Origin of the sequence: Alistipes montrealensis (assembly GCF_018362775.1) — a bacterium.
Taxonomy (GTDB): domain Bacteria; phylum Bacteroidota; class Bacteroidia; order Bacteroidales; family Rikenellaceae; genus Alistipes; species Alistipes montrealensis.
Genome location: NZ_JAGYXY010000002.1, coordinates 374,987 through 395,572 on the forward strand (window position 1 = coordinate 374,987; position 20,586 = coordinate 395,572).

At 56.7% G+C, this 20,586-nt stretch carries 16 protein-coding genes and 1 pseudogene; 10 read left to right on the plus strand and 7 right to left on the minus strand.

Annotated features, from left to right (window positions below; genetic code table 11):
* Positions 1 to 108 precede the first annotated feature (108 nt).
* The 4 genes from KG007_RS04740 to KG007_RS04755 all read left to right on the plus strand — a co-directional run bounded on the left by KG007_RS04740 (position 109) and on the right by KG007_RS04755 (position 3,540).
* Positions 109 to 996, plus strand: a complete 888-nt coding sequence (locus tag KG007_RS04740; protein WP_213347546.1) for a hypothetical protein — start codon at positions 109 to 111, stop codon at positions 994 to 996.
* A gap of 173 nt (positions 997 to 1,169) precedes the next feature.
* On the plus strand, positions 1,170 to 1,811 hold the full coding sequence (locus KG007_RS04745; protein ID WP_195459313.1) for a DUF4136 domain-containing protein: 642 nt from the start codon (positions 1,170 to 1,172) through the stop codon (positions 1,809 to 1,811).
* A 25-nt stretch (positions 1,812 to 1,836) separates the two neighbouring features.
* Positions 1,837 to 2,463: an outer membrane beta-barrel protein gene (locus KG007_RS04750; protein ID WP_195459310.1), complete on the plus strand. Its 627-nt coding sequence runs from the start codon at positions 1,837 to 1,839 to the stop codon at positions 2,461 to 2,463.
* Between the two features lie 297 nt (positions 2,464 to 2,760).
* Positions 2,761 to 3,540, plus strand: a complete 780-nt coding sequence (locus tag KG007_RS04755; RefSeq protein ID WP_213347547.1) for a class I SAM-dependent methyltransferase — start codon at positions 2,761 to 2,763, stop codon at positions 3,538 to 3,540.
* 69 nt (positions 3,541 to 3,609) lie between these two features.
* Here the strand turns inward: KG007_RS04755 and KG007_RS04760 are convergent, their stop codons facing one another.
* From KG007_RS04760 to KG007_RS04770, 3 genes are all read right to left on the minus strand, one after another.
* The gene (locus KG007_RS04760) at positions 3,610 to 4,614 is read right to left on the minus strand and encodes an aldo/keto reductase (RefSeq protein WP_213347548.1); all 1,005 of its coding nucleotides are present in this window, start codon (positions 4,612 to 4,614) and stop codon (positions 3,610 to 3,612) included.
* Between the two features lie 103 nt (positions 4,615 to 4,717).
* Positions 4,718 to 7,594: a DNA polymerase I gene (gene polA, locus KG007_RS04765; protein WP_213347549.1), complete on the minus strand. Its 2,877-nt coding sequence runs from the start codon at positions 7,592 to 7,594 to the stop codon at positions 4,718 to 4,720.
* An 85-nt stretch (positions 7,595 to 7,679) separates the two neighbouring features.
* Positions 7,680 to 8,135 carry a 6-pyruvoyl trahydropterin synthase family protein gene (locus KG007_RS04770; RefSeq protein WP_195459300.1) on the minus strand — a complete coding sequence of 152 codons (456 nt, stop codon included), beginning with the start codon at positions 8,133 to 8,135 and terminating at the stop codon, positions 7,680 to 7,682.
* Between the two features lie 79 nt (positions 8,136 to 8,214).
* Between KG007_RS04770 and KG007_RS04775 the strand changes: the two genes are divergently transcribed.
* Complete coding sequence (locus KG007_RS04775) at positions 8,215 to 9,084, plus strand: helix-turn-helix domain-containing protein (protein ID WP_195459297.1); 870 nt, start codon at positions 8,215 to 8,217, stop codon at positions 9,082 to 9,084.
* 66 nt (positions 9,085 to 9,150) lie between these two features.
* Here the strand turns inward: KG007_RS04775 and sppA (KG007_RS04780) are convergent, their stop codons facing one another.
* A complete protein-coding gene (gene sppA, locus KG007_RS04780; RefSeq protein WP_213347550.1) occupies positions 9,151 to 10,917 on the minus strand; it encodes a signal peptide peptidase SppA in 1,767 nt (588 codons plus the stop codon).
* Positions 10,918 to 11,169: 252 nt separating this feature from the next.
* On the opposite strand from sppA (KG007_RS04780), the gene KG007_RS04785 reads away from it, so the two are divergent.
* Entirely contained in the window at positions 11,170 to 12,072 is a 903-nt protein-coding gene (locus KG007_RS04785; protein WP_249413241.1) for an Mrp/NBP35 family ATP-binding protein, read from the plus strand.
* Here KG007_RS04785 and KG007_RS04790 read toward each other — a convergent pair.
* A pseudogene (locus KG007_RS04790) lies at positions 12,036 to 12,395 on the minus strand (5'-3' exonuclease); the annotation flags it as partial. The gene KG007_RS04785 and the pseudogene KG007_RS04790 sit on opposite strands and share 37 nt — an antisense overlap.
* Positions 12,396 to 12,480: 85 nt before the next feature.
* Positions 12,481 to 12,936 (minus strand): 6-pyruvoyl trahydropterin synthase family protein, encoded by a 456-nt coding sequence (locus KG007_RS04795; protein WP_195459300.1) that lies wholly within the window; start codon positions 12,934 to 12,936, stop codon positions 12,481 to 12,483.
* Between the two features lie 79 nt (positions 12,937 to 13,015).
* Between KG007_RS04795 and KG007_RS04800 the strand changes: the two genes are divergently transcribed.
* Positions 13,016 to 13,885 (plus strand): helix-turn-helix domain-containing protein, encoded by an 870-nt coding sequence (locus KG007_RS04800; RefSeq protein WP_195459297.1) that lies wholly within the window; start codon positions 13,016 to 13,018, stop codon positions 13,883 to 13,885.
* Between the two features lie 66 nt (positions 13,886 to 13,951).
* On the opposite strand, the gene sppA (KG007_RS04805) is transcribed toward KG007_RS04800, so the two are convergent.
* On the minus strand, positions 13,952 to 15,718 hold the full coding sequence (gene sppA, locus KG007_RS04805; protein ID WP_213347550.1) for a signal peptide peptidase SppA: 1,767 nt from the start codon (positions 15,716 to 15,718) through the stop codon (positions 13,952 to 13,954).
* 252 nt (positions 15,719 to 15,970) lie between these two features.
* Between sppA (KG007_RS04805) and KG007_RS04810 the strand changes: the two genes are divergently transcribed.
* The 3 genes from KG007_RS04810 to KG007_RS04820 all read left to right on the plus strand — a co-directional run bounded on the left by KG007_RS04810 (position 15,971) and on the right by KG007_RS04820 (position 20,465).
* Positions 15,971 to 17,023 carry an Mrp/NBP35 family ATP-binding protein gene (locus KG007_RS04810; RefSeq protein ID WP_213347551.1) on the plus strand — a complete coding sequence of 351 codons (1,053 nt, stop codon included), beginning with the start codon at positions 15,971 to 15,973 and terminating at the stop codon, positions 17,021 to 17,023.
* 388 nt (positions 17,024 to 17,411) lie between these two features.
* Complete coding sequence (gene nadA, locus KG007_RS04815; RefSeq protein ID WP_213347552.1) at positions 17,412 to 18,353, plus strand: quinolinate synthase NadA; 942 nt, start codon at positions 17,412 to 17,414, stop codon at positions 18,351 to 18,353.
* A gap of 15 nt (positions 18,354 to 18,368) precedes the next feature.
* Positions 18,369 to 20,465 carry a S46 family peptidase gene (locus KG007_RS04820; protein WP_195459286.1) on the plus strand — a complete coding sequence of 699 codons (2,097 nt, stop codon included), beginning with the start codon at positions 18,369 to 18,371 and terminating at the stop codon, positions 20,463 to 20,465.
* The last annotated feature ends 121 nt before the right edge of the window (positions 20,466 to 20,586 follow it).

Here is a 20,586-nt window from a genome sequence, read left to right on the forward strand (position 1 = left end):
TACAAAAAATGATTCCCGGGGAGACAAAAATAGGGCCCTTCGAACCCGAAATCGGCGGAAATGCCGGAAAAACAGTATCTTTACCCCGCAAACGAAACTCTTCATTCCATGAAACTTCTTCACTTTTTTGCCTGTGCGGCCGCTGTTTTCGCAGCGGGCAATACTTCGGCGCAAAATCCCGCCCCGGAAAAAGAGACGGTGATCGTCGATCTCTTTTTCCACAACCGGGCCGTTCCGGCTCCTTATGCCGAAACGCTGCGCGGATATGTCCTCGGGGCTTTTGCCGACCGGGGACGCCATAACGTCATCGACGCTGAACGTTCGGCGGCCGGGCCGGTTCCCGGACCCGGCGTCACCACCCCGGAGAATGCTGCGGCCGACATGAGTGCCTTTCTGGAACTGCGCGCCCCGCAGGCCGCCGCAGAAGGCGCGCGATACCTCGTCAGCGGGGCGATTGTGGATTACAAATTCGAACACGCCCAACTGCCGCCGACGGACAGCAAAAACCCGCCCCGCCAGGGCTTTAAAGCCACGTTCCGCGTCGTCATTTCGGGCCTCGACCTCAAACTGGGCAAACGGCTGCCCGACGAGCCTTATACCCTGACGGCCACGGCTCCGGCGGCCACCGATGCCGATATGGCGGCATTGACCCGCATCCGCGGTTCGCTGGGGTATTACATCGACCGCAACTTCAAGTTCGAAACGCTGATCCTCGACCTTTGCGCACCCGACAAAAAGGGCCGCATCCGCGAACTGTACATCCACAGCGGCACGCAGATGGGCGTTAAGGTCGGCGACCTCTTCCTGGTTTACGAAGAGAGCGCCGTCGGCGGGATAATGATGCGTCAACAGGTAGGCCGCCTGCGCGTGAACAACGTTGAAAACCCGGACGTGACACGCTGCAAAATCGCCAAGGGCGAAGACGAAATCGCCGAAGCGTTCCGTGCCGGCCGCGGCCTGATCTGCGTCAGCGACGGCAAGGCGTTCGGTTTCTGACCTGCAAAAACACCAATGTTCAACCGGGATTCCCTGCGGGGTGTTCCGGTTTTTTCGCGCCCCGAAAACGGCTCATTTATACACGTTTCGGGCTTCGGAACGCCAAACGTTCGCGCGGGGAACGAAATTTGAAACGACATGCAGGACAGCAAACCAAAAAAATTTCAAACACCATGAACGTCAAAAAAATCCGTTACATTGCACTCGCACTCGTTGTAGTTGCGTTCTGCTCGTGCCAGAAAGAACCCTCGACGTCGGATCTCCACAGGGATTATCTGGTCTACACCGCTCACGATACCGGCACCGACTTCGCCGCGATCGACACTTACTACCTCCCCGACAGCATCCTCATTATCGGGAACAGCGACAAAACCGAATACTGGAAAGACGCCGACGCACTGGCGATCGTCGGCACGGTGGCCGGCAAACTCGACGATGCGGGCTACACACGCACCGAAGACAAAGATGCTGCCAGCGTGGGTATCCAACTCAGCTATGTCAAGAAAGTGACCTACTTCGTAGGCTATGACTATCCTTACTGGTGGTGGTACTATCCCTACTACTGGGCTCCCGGCTACTGGGGCGACTGGGTAGGCTGGCACTATCCTTACAGCGTTTACTACGGATACACCGCCGGTTCGCTGCTGATGGAAATGCTGGATCTTCAGGCCGACCAGGAGAGCGGCAAGAAACTGCCCATCGTGTGGGACAGCTTTATCGGCGGCCTGCTGACCTCCGACGCCGACCTCAACCAGCAGCGCACGATCGCCGCCGTCGAGCAGGCGTTCGAACAGTCGCCTTACTTGGCCAAATAGTTTAACAGCAAAAAATCGTCCGATTATGAAAACATCGAAATACCTCAAAACCATCGCTTTCTGCGTCTTCATGCTCGCCGCAGCCATGCCGGGCAAAGCGCAGGTATTCCCCAACACGTACATCAACATCGACTGGCAGGTAGGCGTGCCTCTGGGCGCCGATTTCGCCGACAAGACTTCGGGCTGGGGCATGAACTTCGAAGGCGGCTACTTCGTAACGCCGGCAATCACCGTAGGTCCGTTTATCTCCTACCAGACCAATCTTCAGACCATTGAGCGCCAGACGCTCGACCTGGGCAACGGCTCGGCTCTGACCACCAACCAGAAACACGCGCTGTTCCAGTTGCCGTTCGGTGTCACGGGTCGCTACAACTGGCTTACCGACAGTGTATTCCAGCCCTATGCAGGACTGAAACTGGGCGCTAATTACGCCGAAATGTCGTCTTACTACTACATCATCAAGCAGTACACCGACACCTGGGGATTCTATCTCTCGCCTGAAATCGGCGTGTCGATCTTCCCGAGGCCCGACTACCGGCTGGGGTTCCATGTAGCGCTCTATTACAGCTACGCAACCAACAGCGGCGACGTGCTGACCTACTCGATCAACAACATCAATAACTTCGGAATCCGCGTCGGTATCTCTTTCTGACGCCGCGGGTGACGCCTCGACAGGAAGCGCCGGACCTTTTTGCAGGGTCCGGTGCTTTCAATTTTATCCCGCGCCACCAAGGGCGTCCGCCACCGCCTCAGCGTTTTTTGGCATTTCGGAATTTTGTGCGTAACTTTGCAAAACCAAAACTATTGGATGTTTAAAAAGGATTCGGCATCGTAGGAATCCATGCCTTAAAATGGATTCCGTTTTCTTCGCACATCCGGACGACTCTGTCCGGAGGAGTTTTTATGTACAATTTCCTGCCGTCGACGTACGGCACAAAATCAAAAAAACATGAACAAAGAAAACAAAGAACCGATTTTCGAATTCGATTTCACCCTCATAGCAAACTTTTTCTGCGGCATCGACCGACAGGGTCCCGGCAGTGACGAACAGACTCTCCGGGCATTGGAATTTATCGACACGAACCGCACGGGACTGCGCATCGCCGACATCGGCTGCGGTACGGGACGGCAGACCGAAGTACTCGCCCGGCACCTGGACGGCACGATCACGGCCGTCGACCTGCTGCCCGAAATGATCGCCGGACTCGGCGCACGGATGCAGAAAGCAGGTCTGAGTGACAAGGTTACGGGCATCGTCGGCTCAATGGACGACCTGCCGTTCGCCGACAATTCACTGGATATCATCTGGGCCGAAGGTTCGATCTACAACATCGGTTTCGAAAGGGGACTGACCGAGTGGCGGCGAATGCTCAAACCCGGCGGCGCGATCGCCGTGACGGAGTGCTCGTGGCTCTCGGCCAAAACACTCCCGGAGTCGGCGTTCATTCGGGACAATTTCCCCGACATCGACACCCCCTCGGCAAAAATCCGCATCCTGGAAAACGCCGGATATGCACCGCTGGCCCATTTCATCCTGCCCGCAACCTGCTGGACGGACAATTATTTCGATCCGGTCGCCGCGCGCATCCCCGGCTTCCTGGAGGAGCAGGGCCACAGCCCGGTCGCCGTCAGGATGGCCGGCCTGATGGGAGAGGAGAGGGAGCATTACCGAAAATACGGAACGTATTACGGATATGTCTTTTACATCGGACTCAAACCGGAAGAGTAATTCCTACGCATAGACGAGAGACCCGCTTTCTGAGGAAAGCGGGTCTCTTTTTTCGGTTCCGGAAGCTGGTTATTCCCGCGAAAGAGCGTCGATACGCGCCAGTTCCTCCGCGGAGAAAGAGGCGTTCTCCAGGGCCCGCAGGTTGTCTTCGATCTGCGCCGTGGAACTGGCGCCGATGATCACCGACGTAACGCGGTTGTCGCGCAGGAGCCACGCCAGCGCCATTTCGGCCAGCGTCTGACCGCGCTGCCAGGCGATGTCGTTCAGGCCGCGGAGGCGTTCGAGCATGGCATCGGTCAGCACGTCGCGCTGTAAGGAACGGCCTGCGGCCATGCGCGAATCCTGCGGAACGCCGTCGAGGTAACGCCCCGTCAGCAGCCCCTGGGCCAGCGGCGAAAAGGCGACGAACCCCGAGCCCGACGCGGCGGCCAGCGACAGCACGCCCGAAGTCTCGGGCTGACGGTTGAAAATGTTGTATTTATCCTGGAAAACGAGACAGGGAACATCACGCTCGGCAAGGTAACGAAACGCAAAACGCGCGGCTTCGAGCGGGTAGCGCGACAATCCGACGTAAAGTGCCTTGCCGCGGCGGACGATGTCGACCAATGCCTGGAGGGTCTCTTCGAGCGGGGTCTCGGGATCGTGGCGGTGCGAATAGAAGACATCCACATAGTCGAGTTTCATGCGGCGCAAACTCTGGTCGAGACTCGCCATAAGGTATTTGCGCGACCCCCAGTTGCCGTAGGGACCCGGCCACATGTCGTAACCCGCTTTGGTCGCGATGAACATTTCGTCGCGGTAGGGGCGGAACGACCGTTCCATCAGGCGGCCGAAATTCGCTTCGGCCGTGCCATAGGCCGGTCCGTAATTATTGGCAAGGTCGAAATGGGTGATTCCGCGGTCGAAGGCGTAGTGCGCCATCTGCTGCACCTTGGAAAAGGTCTGCTCGCTGCCGAAATTGTGCCACATACCCAGCGAAAAGGCCGGCAGGAGCACGCCGCTGCGCCCGGCACGCCGGTAAACCATACCGTTCGCATAACGGTCCGGCGACGGTTGATAGGGTGATTCGATCATAGTTGTAAAATTTAACGCTCAAAAGTCTCCCTTCCCAAAGGGAGATTCAGAGGGATTGTCAGCATAGATGCGCACGGCTCATTGATTGCGAAAATATTCACAATCAATGAGCTTCCAACCAGTTATTTCCGACTCCTGCATCGGCAATCAGCCGGACTTTGAGCTGCGCGGCCGATTCCATACATTCGGTGACGATCGCCGTGACGCGCTCCTGCTCCGAGCGGAGCATGTCGACGACCAATTCGTCGTGCACCTGCAGGATCACCCGCGAGCGGATGCCCTCGGCGGCGAACCGGCGGTGAACGTTGATCATGGCGATCTTCATAATGTCGGCTGCAGAGCCCTGGATCGGGGCGTTCACGGCATTGCGCTCGGCAAGGCCGCGGGCAATAGCATTGTGCGACGAAATGTCGTTGAGGTAACGGCGGCGGCCGAAAATCGTCGATACGAACCCTTCCTCCTTGGCCTTCTCGACCACGTTGTCCATATACTCCTTGACCCCGGGATAGGAGGCGAAATAGCCGTCGATGATGTCCTTGGCCTCCTTGCGGGGAATTTCGAGCCGCTGGCTCAGGCCGAAGGCCGAAATACCGTAGATGATGCCGAAATTGGCCGTCTTGGCCCGGCGACGCTCTTCGGAGGTCACCTCTTCGAGCGTTTTGTTGAAAAGTTTGGCAGCCGTGGCGGAGTGGATGTCCTCACCGTGCTCGAAAGCCGCAATCAGCGACTCGTCGCCCGAGAGATGGGCCATCAGGCGCAGTTCGACCTGGCTGTAATCGGCAGAGAGCAGCAGGTGGTCGTCGTCCGACGGAATAAAGGCCTTGCGGATGCGGCGGCCCATGTCGTCGCGGACGGGGATGTTCTGCAGGTTGGGATTCGTCGACGAAAGACGCCCCGTGGCGGTCACAGCCTGGTTGAACGAGGTGTGGATACGCCCCGTGGTACGGTTGACCAGCTGGGGCAGCGCCTCGACATAGGTGGAAAGCAGTTTCTTCACGCCCCGGTATTCGAGGATCAGGTCGACGATGCGGTGTTTGTGGGCGAACGACTGGAGATAGTCCTCGTCCGTGCAGAACTGCTTGGTTTTGGTCATCTTGGGCTTCTCGGCGATACGCATTTTGCCGAACAGCACCTCGCCCAGCTGGCGGGCGGAGTTGATATTCAGATTCGGCTCGCCCGCCTCGATGCGGATCACCGCCTCCAGTTCCGCGAGTTTGCGGTTCAACTCGACGGCGTACACGGCCAGCGCTTCGGAATCGATCCTTACGCCCGCCATTTCGATGTCGGCAAGTACGGCGATCATCGGTTCCTCGATCTCGAAATAGAGGTGCTGGAGCCCGATTTTTTCGACCATGGGGTAGAGCACCTGCTTGAGCTGCAGCGTCACGTCGGCGTCTTCGGCGGCGTACTCCTTGACGCGCTCGACGTTTACAAGGTCCATCGTCAGTTGTTTCGAGCCCTTGCCGATGAGCGTTTCGATCTCAATCGGTTTGTAATTGAGGTATTTTTCCGAGAGGGCGTTCATGTTGTGCCGCGACTCGGGATCGAGCAGGTAGTGGAGGATCATCGTGTCGTACATGCGGCCCCGGATCGTGATGCCCAGCCGGCGCAGCACCATCAGGTCGAACTTGATGTTCTGGCCGATCTTGGCGATCGTTTCATTTTCGAACAGCGGCCGCACGATCTCGGTGTATTCGGCGATATTCTCCTCCCTGAAAGGCACGTACCACGCCTTGAAAGGCTCCACGGCGAGCGACAGGCCGACGATGCGGTCGTTGAAGATGTCGAAGCCCGTGGTCTCGGTGTCGAAGCAGAATTCGGGGTATTTGCCGACCTCGGCAATCACCTCCCGCAACTGCGCGGCATTCTCCACCAGCGTGTACTCATGGGGGGTATTCTGGGCTGTTTTGAACTGCATCGCCTCGGCTTCGGCCTGGAGTTCGGCCACGGGAACCTCCTGCATCGACGGAAGCGGCACGACCGGGTCGCCGAACAGGTTGCCCTGGCCCGCCAGCGCGGCCTTTTTCGCCGCGGCCGACTTGGCGCGGGCCATCTCCGCCAACTGGGTCTGCGCCTCCTGGCGCGGCCCTTCGGGGAGTTCCTCGGCAGGCGCGAGGTTTGCCAAATCGTTTATAAAAGCTTTGAAATCGAGTTCGGCGAAGACCCCGCGCAATTCGTCGATATGGGGCTCGCAGACCGTGAGGTCTTCCTCGCGGAAGGGGATCGGGACATCGAGGCAGATGGTCGTGAGGCGTTTGGCCAGCCGCAGGTTGTCGGCCCACTCGGCGATCTTCTCGCCCTGCTTGCCCTTGATTTTCGAGACGTTGTCGAGGATGTTTTCCACCGTGCCCCACTCCTGCACCAGCTTGCAGGCGCTCTTCTCGCCGATGCCCGGCACACCGGGAATGTTGTCCGAAGCATCGCCCCACAGAGCGAGGATGTCGCGCACGAGCTGCGGATCGTCGATGCCGTATTTCTCGCGGATCGCATCGCGGCCCACGATCTCGATACTCCCTTCGGCGCCGCGCTGCTTGTAGATGCGACAGTTGTCGCGGACCAACTGGCCGTAGTCCTTATCGGGCGTCACCATATAAACGTCGTATCCGGCCTCGACGCCCTTCTGCGAGAGGGTCCCGATCACGTCGTCGGCCTCGTAACCGGCGACTTCGAGGATCGGGATGCACATGGCTTCGAGCACACGCTTCACATAGGGAACAGAAAGCAGGATGTCCTCGGGAGTCTCGGTCCGGTTGGCCTTGTACTCGGGGAAGATGTCACGCCGGAAACTGCCGCCCTTGGGATCGAAGGCCACGCCCAGCAGGTCGGGCCGTTCGCGTTTCTGAATGTCGCGCAGGAACTTCACGAAGCCGAACACCACGGAGGTGTTCATCCCCGCACGGTTACGCATGGGACGGCCCAAAAAAGCATAGTAATACTTGAAAATCAACGCATAGGCGTCGACCAGAAAGAGTTTTTTCATATTAGATAAGTTGCGTCAATTAGAGTCACCTTCTCCCGTTGCGGGCATTTTCACAAATCCGCAGCACCGGGAATCCCTTTTTATTTCAATCCATATTGTCTTCGGCAAACCATTCGGCGAACGAGGTTGCGGTTTCGTGCAGGCGCAGCGAATGGAGCGCAACGCCTTCGGGCAGTCGGGCGGCGATACGGGCAGCGAAATCGCCCAGCATGTTCTCGCACGTCGGCTGGTAACCTACCGCAACGACATTGTCGAAGCGCTCCGTGAGCACACGCCGGAGTTCCGCCCCGGACTCCGTATCGCGCAGCACCAGGGCATGGTCGAAACGCGAAACGATCTCCTCGTTCACGATCCGTTTCAACACGCCGAAATCCAGCACCATGCCGCATTTCGGGTTCGCAGCATCGTCCGCCGGCACGCCTTTAACCGTCACGAAAAGGCGGTAGGAATGACCGTGAATCTCGCGGCACGGTCCGTCGTATCCCTCGAGCGCGTGGGCTGCCTCGAACGAAAATTCTTTTGTCAATCTGATAACTGTCATAATGCAAAGATAGTGTAAAGCGGAAAATATTCTCCCCGATCGGACGTTTCTGTTTAAAATTAGTTATATTTGCCCGACTATGAAGCAGATTCTCGCAGATATTAAACCTGTGGGCAGCAACAATCTATTCGTTACCCACTATTGGCCCGACAAGCAGACCGATCCGCCGCTCCATTACCACGAAGATTACATGCTCTGCCTGACACTTCACGTGCGCGGCAAACGCATTATGGACAACGTGGTCGAAGATTTCACCGAAAAAGACCTCGTACTCATCAATCCCGGCACACCGCATTGTTTCAAGCGTGACGCAGCGTACGCCGACGCCGCATGCGAAACCTCGACGGTCATGTTCAGCCACGACATGCCGGAGTGGAAACTCCTCGCCCTGGATCACATGATACCCATCCGCGACCTGCTGCTGCGCCCCGTGGCAGGACTGCGTTTTTCAAAAAAAATAATCGACTCCGTACTCGACCGGATGCTGCAACTGCCCAAGCTCAGCGGTTTTGAAGCCGTCTCGCTCTTTTTCAACATCCTCAACGACCTTGCCACAGCACCACCCGAAGAGGTCGAACCGATCGGTTCACGCCACAGCGGGTCGTATCAGGACCACCGGGTGCAACGGATCGTCCTGTTCGTGGAAGACAATTATCCCCGGAAACTCACGCTCGAAGAGATCGGCCGCGCGGTAGGCATGTCCCCGTCGTCGGTATGCCGCTACTTCAAGCGCCGCACGCACCAGAACCTGTGGGAGTACATCAACAGTTTCCGCATCAACCGTGCAGCGCAGCTTATCATCGAAACACAGCTCCCGATTTCGGAAATAGGCTCCCGGTGCGGATTCAGCAACATCTCGAATTTCAACCACCTGTTCCGCGGCCATCTCGGAACCACGCCCAGCGACTACCGCCGGCGGTTCCGGACATCGCCCCTTACGGCAGAGTGACCCGCATACTTACATAAAAACAGGCGACCTATTCCGGGTCGCCTGTTTTCGTATCGTCGGTCGAAGTTAGCGTAACTCGACCTTGTAAGGCGAGTACATCAGGACGCCTTGCTGGCTCAGGGCCTCGCGCACGGCGTTGTACTCCTTCATCATCAGGCCCAGTTCCGAACGGGCGAATGCTTCGCGGACGCTCACGTTCAGCGAAGCGATGATTGCGGCAAAACCCGTCGGCTCCTCCTTCACTTCGACCACCCGGTAGTTGTCACCCAATTCCGCTTTGTCGACGGCCAGCGCGATCGCCGTTTTCAAACCTCCGTAAGTGTCGATCAGACCGATTTCCAGAGCATCCTGACCCAGCCAGACACGGCCTCCGGCGATGTCGAGGACCTTCTCGATGGGCAGGTTGCGGCCTTCGGCGACATTGTTGGTAAAGGTCGTATAAACGCGGTCCACGCCGCGCATGATCATGGCACGCTGGACGGGCGACAGCGGTTCCGAACCGGCAAAGTCGGCCGCAGCATTGCTCTTTACGCCATCGACAGTAATGCCCAGCTTGTTTTTCAGGGCATCGCGCGTATCGAGGAACATGCCGAATACGCCGATCGAACCCGTGAGGGTCATTTTGTCGGCTACGATGGCATCGGCCGGGCAGGAGATGTAGTAACCGCCGCTGGCTGCATAAGAGCCCATCGACACGATGACGGGTTTCTCGGCACGCAGGAGTTCGATTTCACGCCAGATGACATCCGAAGCCAATGCGCTTCCGCCGGGGGAGTTGACACGCAGCACAACGGCTTTGACCTTCTCGTTATCACGCACGCCGGCGATCTCCGAAGCCAGCGTATTGCCGTAAATCTCCCTGCCGTAGCCCTCGCCGTCGACGATCTGTCCGTCGGCATAGACAATAGCCACCTGATCGGCGGAGATATTTTTCAGGTCGGCCCCTACCTGTGCGGCATAGTCGCCCAGCGTAATGAAATCGTAGTCGGAAGAGACACCCAGTTCGGCAAAGATATCGTCCATCTGGTCTTCGTAGACCAGGCTGTCGACAAGTCCCTTTTCGAGGGCGTCTTCGGGAAGTGCGACCTCCAGTTTGTCGGCTATTTCGTTCAGCGTCTTCAGTTCGATTCCGCGCGACTCGGCGACGGCTCCGGAGATAACGCCCCACATCGAACTGACGAGGCTCTGCATCTGTTCGCGGTTGGCGTCGGACATCTTGTTATAGATATAAGGTTCTACGGCGCTCTTGTATTTGCAGGCCGTGGGGCGGAACACTTCGGCCTTGAGGTCGAGTTTATCCAGCAAACCCTTGTAGAACATCAGGTTCATGGCCAGTCCCGACCACTGCATGCCGCCTTCGGGCTGCATGTAGATCTTATCGGCGGCCGAAGCGAGGTAGTACTGTCCCTGCGAATAGACCTCGTTGTAGGAGACGACGAACTTGCCGCTCTGCTTGAATTCCACGATCGCTTCGCGGAGTTCCTCCAGGATCGCCGAGCCGGTAACGCCGCCGTTGCCGTTCATCCGCAGGTAGATGCCCTTGATACGGTCGTCGTCACGGGCAGCTTCGAGGGCGCGGAGCGCCTTCAGGAGCGGCAACTGCCGCTGGGTCTGGAGCGTCATCAGGTCGAGGCCCGCCAGCGGGTCGGACGACGGAGCGTCGGTCAGCATCTCCGAGAAGTCGATTTTCAGGATCGACTCGGGATGTACGGTAACGCTCTTCTCCATCGAACCGGCTATGCCCAGCAAAATGAAAATCCACAGGAAAAATACCAGGAACGTTCCCACGATGACCGCGAGAAGCCCTGCCAGAAAAGTCTTGAAAAAATTCATAGTTGTTATAATTTGTTGTTGTCTTTCGTTTATGCGATGACGCAAATATAGCGATTTTTTACGAAAAACAAATAAAATTTATCGTTTTTCGATAAAATAAATCCATATACTATATATATTCTCTAAAATATACGTTATCTTTGTCGAAGATAAACACCGGCAAAGACAGGCGTGCCCCGGCACAGTCCGGATAAATCCGGATTTTCGCCCGGTCCGTACTGCCGTTGTCCAAACGAACCACCGAAATACGACATGGAAGAAAGAATCAAAAAACTGCTTGCATCGGTCGTCCATCCGGAAACGGGACAGGACATCGTCACGAGCGGATTTATCGAACATACGGCATCCGCCGAAGGCAAGGTCACCGTCGTGCTGCGCTTCGCCAAGGCCCGCGACCCGTTTGCGGTGAAGATCAAGAATCAGGCCGAGGCCCTGTTGCGTGAGGCGTTCCCGGGTGCGGAAGTGCTCGTGGTCATCAAAGAGGGCGGCGCGGCTCCGCGTCCCGAACCCAAGTTGCAGACCACCACGGGCGGCATTGCCCGGGTGATCGCCGTCGCGTCGGGCAAGGGCGGGGTAGGCAAGTCGACCGTTACGGCCAACCTGGCCATCGCCCTGCGGAACATGGGCTTCCGCGTGGGAATACTCGACGCGGATATTTACGGACCGTCGCAGCCCAAGATGTTCGGCGTGGAGGGTTACGTGCCCGAAGCCGTGGCGGAAGACGGGGTAGACCACATCGTCCCGGCCGAATCGATGGACATCCGCCTGATGTCGATCGGGTTCTTCATCAAGCCCACCGATGCGTTGCTGTGGCGCGGCGCGATGGCGGTCAGCGCCCTTAAACAGATGATTCACCAAACCCGGTGGGGAACTCTGGACTTCCTGCTGGCGGACCTGCCTCCCGGTACGGGCGACGTACACCTGTCGATCATCGGCGAACTGAAAATCGACGCCTCGGTGATCGTTTCGACCCCCCAGCAAGTGGCCGTTGCCGACGTGGTGCGGGGTGTGGAGATGTTCCGCAACGAAAATGTCAACATCCCGGTAGCAGGCATCATTGAAAACATGGCGTGGTTTACACCCGCCGAGCTGCCCGAAAACCGTTATTACCTCTTCGNCTGCGAGAGGGTCCCGATCACGTCGTCGGCCTCGTAACCGGCGACTTCGAGGATCGGGATGCACATGGCTTCGAGCACACGCTTCACATAGGGAACAGAAAGCAGGATGTCCTCGGGAGTCTCGGTCCGGTTGGCCTTGTACTCGGGGAAGATGTCACGCCGGAAACTGCCGCCCTTGGGATCGAAGGCCACGCCCAGCAGGTCGGGCCGTTCGCGTTTCTGAATGTCGCGCAGGAACTTCACGAAGCCGAACACCACGGAGGTGTTCATCCCCGCACGGTTACGCATGGGACGGCCCAAAAAAGCATAGTAATACTTGAAAATCAACGCATAGGCGTCGACCAGAAAGAGTTTTTTCATATTAGATAAGTTGCGTCAATTAGAGTCACCTTCTCCCGTTGCGGGCATTTTCACAAATCCGCAGCACCGGGAATCCCTTTTTATTTCAATCCATATTGTCTTCGGCAAACCATTCGGCGAACGAGGTTGCGGTTTCGTGCAGGCGCAGCGAATGGAGCGCAACGCCTTCGGGCAGTCGGGCGGCGATACGGGCAGCGAAATCGCCCAGCATGTTCTCGCACGTCGGCTGGTAACCTACCGCAACGACATTGTCGAAGCGCTCCGTGAGCACACGCCGGAGTTCCGCCCCGGACTCCGTATCGCGCAGCACCAGGGCATGGTCGAAACGCGAAACGATCTCCTCGTTCACGATCCGTTTCAACACGCCGAAATCCAGCACCATGCCGCATTTCGGGTTCGCAGCATCGTCCGCCGGCACGCCTTTAACCGTCACGAAAAGGCGGTAGGAATGACCGTGAATCTCGCGGCACGGTCCGTCGTATCCCTCGAGCGCGTGGGCTGCCTCGAACGAAAATTCTTTTGTCAATCTGATAACTGTCATAATGCAAAGATAGTGTAAAGCGGAAAATATTCTCCCCGATCGGACGTTTCTGTTTAAAATTAGTTATATTTGCCCGACTATGAAGCAGATTCTCGCAGATATTAAACCTGTGGGCAGCAACAATCTATTCGTTACCCACTATTGGCCCGACAAGCAGACCGATCCGCCGCTCCATTACCACGAAGATTACATGCTCTGCCTGACACTTCACGTGCGCGGCAAACGCATTATGGACAACGTGGTCGAAGATTTCACCGAAAAAGACCTCGTACTCATCAATCCCGGCACACCGCATTGTTTCAAGCGTGACGCAGCGTACGCCGACGCCGCATGCGAAACCTCGACGGTCATGTTCAGCCACGACATGCCGGAGTGGAAACTCCTCGCCCTGGATCACATGATACCCATCCGCGACCTGCTGCTGCGCCCCGTGGCAGGACTGCGTTTTTCAAAAAAAATAATCGACTCCGTACTCGACCGGATGCTGCAACTGCCCAAGCTCAGCGGTTTTGAAGCCGTCTCGCTCTTTTTCAACATCCTCAACGACCTTGCCACAGCACCACCCGAAGAGGTCGAACCGATCGGTTCACGCCACAGCGGGTCGTATCAGGACCACCGGGTGCAACGGATCGTCCTGTTCGTGGAAGACAATTATCCCCGGAAACTCACGCTCGAAGAGATCGGCCGCGCGGTAGGCATGTCCCCGTCGTCGGTATGCCGCTACTTCAAGCGCCGCACGCACCAGAACCTGTGGGAGTACATCAACAGTTTCCGCATCAACCGTGCAGCGCAGCTTATCATCGAAACACAGCTCCCGATTTCGGAAATAGGCTCCCGGTGCGGATTCAGCAACATCTCGAATTTCAACCACCTGTTCCGCGGCCATCTCGGAACCACGCCCAGCGACTACCGCCGGCGGTTCCGGACATCGCCCCTTACGGCAGAGTGACCCGCATACTTACATAAAAACAGGCGACCTATTCCGGGTCGCCTGTTTTCGTATCGTCGGTCGAAGTTAGCGTAACTCGACCTTGTAAGGCGAGTACATCAGGACGCCTTGCTGGCTCAGGGCCTCGCGCACGGCGTTGTACTCCTTCATCATCAGGCCCAGTTCCGAACGGGCGAATGCTTCGCGGACGCTCACGTTCAGCGAAGCGATGATTGCGGCAAAACCCGTCGGCTCCTCCTTCACTTCGACCACCCGGTAGTTGTCACCCAATTCCGCTTTGTCGACGGCCAGCGCGATCGCCGTTTTCAAACCTCCGTAAGTGTCGATCAGACCGATTTCCAGAGCATCCTGACCCAGCCAGACACGGCCTCCGGCGATGTCGAGGACCTTCTCGATGGGCAGGTTGCGGCCTTCGGCGACATTGTTGGTAAAGGTCGTATAAACGCGGTCCACGCCGCGCATGATCATGGCACGCTGGACGGGCGACAGCGGTTCCGAACCGGCAAAGTCGGCCGCAGCATTGCTCTTTACGCCATCGACAGTAATGCCCAGCTTGTTTTTCAGGGCATCGCGCGTATCGAGGAACATGCCGAATACGCCGATCGAACCCGTGAGGGTCATTTTGTCGGCTACGATGGCATCGGCCGGGCAGGAGATGTAGTAACCGCCGCTGGCTGCATAAGAGCCCATCGACACGATGACGGGTTTCTCGGCACGCAGGAGTTCGATTTCACGCCAGATGACATCCGAAGCCAATGCGCTTCCGCCGGGGGAGTTGACACGCAGCACAACGGCTTTGACCTTCTCGTTATCACGCACGCCGGCGATCTCCGAAGCCAGCGTATTGCCGTAAATCTCCCTGCCGTAGCCCTCGCCGTCGACGATCTGTCCGTCGGCATAGACAATAGCCACCTGATCGGCGGAGATATTTTTCAGGTCGGCCCCTACCTGTGCGGCATAGTCGCCCAGCGTAATGAAATCGTAGTCGGAAGAGACACCCAGTTCGGCAAAGATATCGTCCATCTGGTCTTCGTAGACCAGGCTGTCGACAAGTCCCTTTTCGAGGGCGTCTTCGGGAAGTGCGACCTCCAGTTTGTCGGCTATTTCGTTCAGCGTCTTCAGTTCGATTCCGCGCGACTCGGCGACGGCTCCGGAGATAACGCCCCACATCGAACTGACGAGGCTCTGCATCTGTTCGCGGTTGGCGTCGGACATCTTGTTATAGATATAAGGTTCTACGGCGCTCTTGTATTTGCAGGCCGTGGGGCGGAACACTTCGGCCTTGAGGTCGAGTTTATCCAGCAAACCCTTGTAGAACATCAGGTTCATGGCCAGTCCCGACCACTGCATGCCGCCTTCGGGCTGCATGTAGATCTTATCGGCGGCCGAAGCGAGGTAGTACTGTCCCTGCGAATAGACCTCGTTGTAGGAGACGACGAACTTGCCGCTCTGCTTGAATTCCACGATCGCTTCGCGGAGTTCCTCCAGGATCGCCGAGCCGGTAACGCCGCCGTTGCCGTTCATCCGCAGGTAGATGCCCTTGATACGGTCGTCGTCACGGGCAGCTTCGAGGGCGCGGAGCGCCTTCAGGAGCGGCAACTGCCGCTGGGTCTGGAGCGTCATCAGGTCGAGGCCCGCCAGCGGGTCGGACGACGGAGCGTCGGTCAGCATCTCCGAGAAGTCGATTTTCAGGATCGACTCGGGATGTACGGTAACGCTCTTCTCCATCGAACCGGCTATGCCCAGCAAAATGAAAATCCACAGGAAAAATACCAGGAACGTTCCCACGATGACCGCGAGAAGCCCTGCCAGAAAAGTCTTGAAAAAATTCATAGTTGTTATAATTTGTTGTTGTCTTTCGTTTATGCGATGACGCAAATATAGCGATTTTTTACGAAAAACAAATAAAATTTATCGTTTTTCGATAAAATAAATCCATATACTATATATATTCTCTAAAATATACGTTATCTTTGTCGAAGATAAACACCGGCAAAGACAGGCGTGCCCCGGCACAGTCCGGATAAATCCGGATTTTCGCCCGGTCCGTACTGCCGTTGTCCAAACGAACCACCGAAATACGACATGGAAGAAAGAATCAAAAAACTGCTTGCATCGGTCGTCCATCCGGAAACGGGACAGGACATCGTCACGAGCGGATTTATCGAACATACGGCATCCGCCGAAGGCAAGGTCACCGTCGTGCTGCGCTTCGCCAAGGCCCGCGACCCGTTTGCGGTGAAGATCAAGAATCAGGCCGAGGCCCTGTTGCGTGAGGCGTTCCCGGGTGCGGAAGTGCTCGTGGTCATCAAAGAGGGCGGCGCGGCTCCGCGTCCCGAACCCAAGTTGCAGACCACCACGGGCGGCATTGCCCGGGTGATCGCCGTCGCGTCGGGCAAGGGCGGGGTAGGCAAGTCGACCGTTACGGCCAACCTGGCCATCGCCCTGCGGAACATGGGCTTCCGCGTGGGAATACTCGACGCGGATATTTACGGACCGTCGCAGCCCAAGATGTTCGGCGTGGAGGGTTACGTGCCCGAAGCCGTGGCGGAAGACGGGGTAGACCACATCGTCCCGGCCGAATCGATGGACATCCGCCTGATGTCGATCGGGTTCTTCATCAAGCCCACCGATGCGTTGCTGTGGCGCGGCGCGATGGCGGTCAGCGCCCTTAAACAGATGATTCACCAAACCCGGTGGGGAACTCTGGACTTCCTGCTGGCGGACCTGCCTCCCGGTACGGGCGACGTACACCTGTCGATCATCGGCGAACTGAAAATCGACGCCTCGGTGATCGTTTCGACCCCCCAGCAAGTGGCCGTTGCCGACGTGGTGCGGGGTGTGGAGATGTTCCGCAACGAAAATGTCAACATCCCGGTAGCAGGCATCATTGAAAACATGGCGTGGTTTACACCCGCCGAGCTGCCCGAAAACCGTTATTACCTCTTCGGCCGCGGCGGAGCGCGGGCATACGCCGAAAAGAGCGGAGTGGATTTTCTGGGTGAAATACCTATCATCCAGTCGATTATGGACGGTGCAGAGGCCGGGACGCCCGCAGCGGGGAGCGACTCCCGTGTCGAAGAGTACTACCGGGAAATCGCCGAAAAGATTGTCGGTAAAGTGGTAAAAAACGGTTGATAACTTGTCGAAAACCGGGTTGATAACCGATGATAAAGAATGAAAAGTCGGGGCCGAAAAATTTGCTTTTCGAAAAAGAAGGCAGGTATAAAAATCTTTTCGCCGAAACCAAATTTTCTTTTCAGAAGTTGTCACGGTGCGGGAACGGCCGAAACCGGAACAGAATGTTAAAAACAAATGGCTGTCGATATGTGGACAACCCTTTTCAACAAATGTTCACTACTTTTATTTATTATTGATTCTTAATAAATTAAAAGGAAAAAGAAAGAACAGTGAAAAGGAGAAATGTTGATTGCCGATTTCCGGACGGAGTTGTCAACAGTATGAACAGCTATTCTATTTATTCTTCTTTATTTATTTAAATTTATTAAAGGAATAAAAATAAAAAATGAATGTGGAAAACAACTCCGAACTCAGCCGCCGTATCGGGGAACTGAAGCGTGAGAAAAACGCCGTGATCCTGGCGCACTACTATACGACGCCCGAGGTGCAGGCCGTTGCCGACTTCCTGGGCGATTCGCTCGCCCTGTCGGTGCGGGCACAGTCGGTCGACGCCGATATCATCCTCTTCGCCGGAGTGAACTTCATGGCCGAGACCGCGAAGGTCCTTTGCCCCGGGAAGAAGGTGCTGCTCCCCTGCCCCGAGGCGGGATGTTCGCTGGCCGAGTCGTGCGATGCGAAAGACCTGGCCGCGTTCAAGGCGGAACATCCCGGACATACGGTCGTTTCCTATGTGAATACGACGGTCGGCGTAAAGGCGCTGACCGATATTTGCTGCACGTCGTCCAACGCCCTGAAGGTCGTGGAGTCGATTCCCGCTGACCAGCCGATCATCTTTGCGCCCGACCGGAACCTGGGAGCCTATATCCAGAAACTCACCGGGCGGCAGAACATGCTGCTGTGGGACGGCGCCTGCCATGTTCACGAAGAGTTTTCGCTGGAAAAACTATTGAAACTAAAGGAGGAACATCCTGCGGCGAAGGTAGTCGTGCATCCCGAATGCCGGGCCTATATTATTGCGGTTGCCGATTACGTGGGGTCTACGGCAGGTATCCTGGAATATTGCGGCAGGAGCGATGCGCAGGAGTTTATCGTGGTGACCGAATCGGGAATCCTCTCCGAGATGAAAAAACGCTATCCCGGAAAGACCTTTATTCCGGCGCCTCCCGACGATGAGACGTGCGGGTGCAACAACTGTAAATATATGAAGATGGTGACGCTGGAGAATATCTGCGCGTGCCTCGAAAATGAATCGCCCGAGGTGTTGCTCGACGAAGAGGTGCGCCGCTCGGCGGAACGCTCCATCCTGAATATGATCAATGTCAAATAATTTTTAATACTTTTTATGAAGAAAATCTTTTTACTGCTCGCCGCGGCATGCGTCACGCTTTCGGCAGCGGCCGACGAGGGCATGTGGATGCTGCCCTATCTCCAGAAAATGAACAGCAAGGATATGAAGGCGCGCGGATGCAAGCTCACGTCCGAGGAGATTTACAGCATGAACAAATCTTCGCTCAAGGACGCCATCGTCATCTTCGGGGGCGGATGTACGGGTGAGATCGTGTCGCCCGACGGGTTGCTGTTTACCAATCACCACTGCGGTTACGGCTCGATTCAGTCCCTTTCGTCGGTGGAGCACGACTACCTGAAAAATGGCTTCTGGGCCATGTCGCGTGCCGAAGAACTTCCGGCTCCGGGACTCAAGGTACGGTTTATCCGCAAGATCGTCGACGTGACTCCCGACGTGCTGGGCGCCGTGCCCGACATCGCCGGCGGGAAAGAACGCGAGGAACTGGTCGCCGGACAGGTGAAGGCCGTTTCGGAACGCCTCGGCGGCGAGAATCCCGGGATGGAAGTGGAGGTTAAGCCCTTCTTCGGCGGAAACCAGTATTTTGCTTTTGTGATCGAGGTCTTTACCGATGTGCGCCTGGTCGGCGCGCCTCCCACGTCGATCGGCAAGTTCGGCGGAGACACCGACAACTGGATGTGGCCGCGTCATACGGGCGATTTCTCGGTCTTTCGGGTCTATGCCGGACCCGATAATAAGCCGGCGGAGTATTCGCCGGAAAACCGCCCTTATAAAGCCGAAAAATTCCTGAAGGTTTCGCTCAACGGATTCGACGAAGGCGACTTTGCGATGATCATGGGTTTCCCGGGTTCGACGCAACGTTACATGACCTCCTATGAGATCGACCGCCTGCTCGAAGTGGAGAACCCGCAGCGTATCTTTATCCGGGGCGAACGCCAGGCTATTCTGAAAGAGGATATGGCGGCCAGCAATAAGGTTCGTATTCAGTATGCTTCGAAGTATGCCCAGTCGTCGAACTACTGGAAAAATTCGATCGGCAAGTCGCGCGGCATCAAGCGCCTCGACGTGAAGGGCCGCAAGCAGGAGCAGGAGGCGGCGTTCGCTGCCTGGGCCGCGAAGAACACGCTGCCTACCGAAGGGTATTCCAATGCGCTGAACATGATCCGCGAATCGGTAGAGGAGACGGCTCCTTATTTCGCTTCGAGTCAGTATCTGAGCGAGGCGATCGGCCGTGCCGTGGAGATTCTTTCGCCGGCGCGTTTGGCCGTTATGAAGAAGGGCGATGCGCTGAAGGAGTCGCTGAAGGGTTTCTATAAGGATTACAATATGCCGACCGACCGGCGTGTGGCGAAACGGATGTTCCAGATTGTCAAGGAGAATTGCAAAGAGCTGCCTTCGGTATTCGCCGATGTGATCGACAAGCAGTTCGGAGGAAATACGGATGCGTATGTCGATTACCTTTACGACAATTCGGTTTTTGCCGATGAACAGAAAGCCTTGGCGGCCGTTGAGGCCGGAACGGATATTTCGAACGATCCGGCTGTGCTGCTGAGCAAGTCTTACAGTGCCAAGATGCGTGAACTCGCCGGGGCACAGGTAGCCGGGAAGCAGAAATTTGCAGACGGACAGCGGCTTTATATTGCGGGCCTGATGCGCATGCAGCCGAACAAGGCGTGGGCTCCGGATGCGAACTTTACGCTTCGCCTGACCTACGGACGGGTTCTGCCTTACGATCCGGCGGATGGAATCAGCTACAATTATTATACGACCCTCAAAGGCGTGATGGAGAAGGAGAATCCGCAGAATCCTACGGAGTTTACGGTTCCTGCGAAGCTCAAGGAGCTCTATGCGGCAAAGGATTTCGGCCGCTACGCCAATAAGAAAGGCGAACTTCCCGTGGCGTTCCTTGCCGACTGTGACATTACGGGCGGTAATTCCGGTTCGCCGGTTCTCGATGCGAAGGGAGCTTTGCTCGGACTGGCTTTCGACGGTAACTGGGAAGCTATGTCGGGAGATGTGGCTTTTGAGCCGGAATTGCAGCGGACGATTGCTGTCGATGTACGTTATGTGCTGTTTGTGATCGACAAATTCGCCGGAGCCGGATGGCTGCTCGACGAATTGCAGTTCGAATAACGACCGGATTTTCCGGTAAAACTATGGAGGCGTGCCCGGCGGGTGCGCCTCTTTTGTTAAAACCTTTCACAAAATATGCGGTTTTCGTTCCCGATTCTCTTAAAAATTCGTAATTTTGACA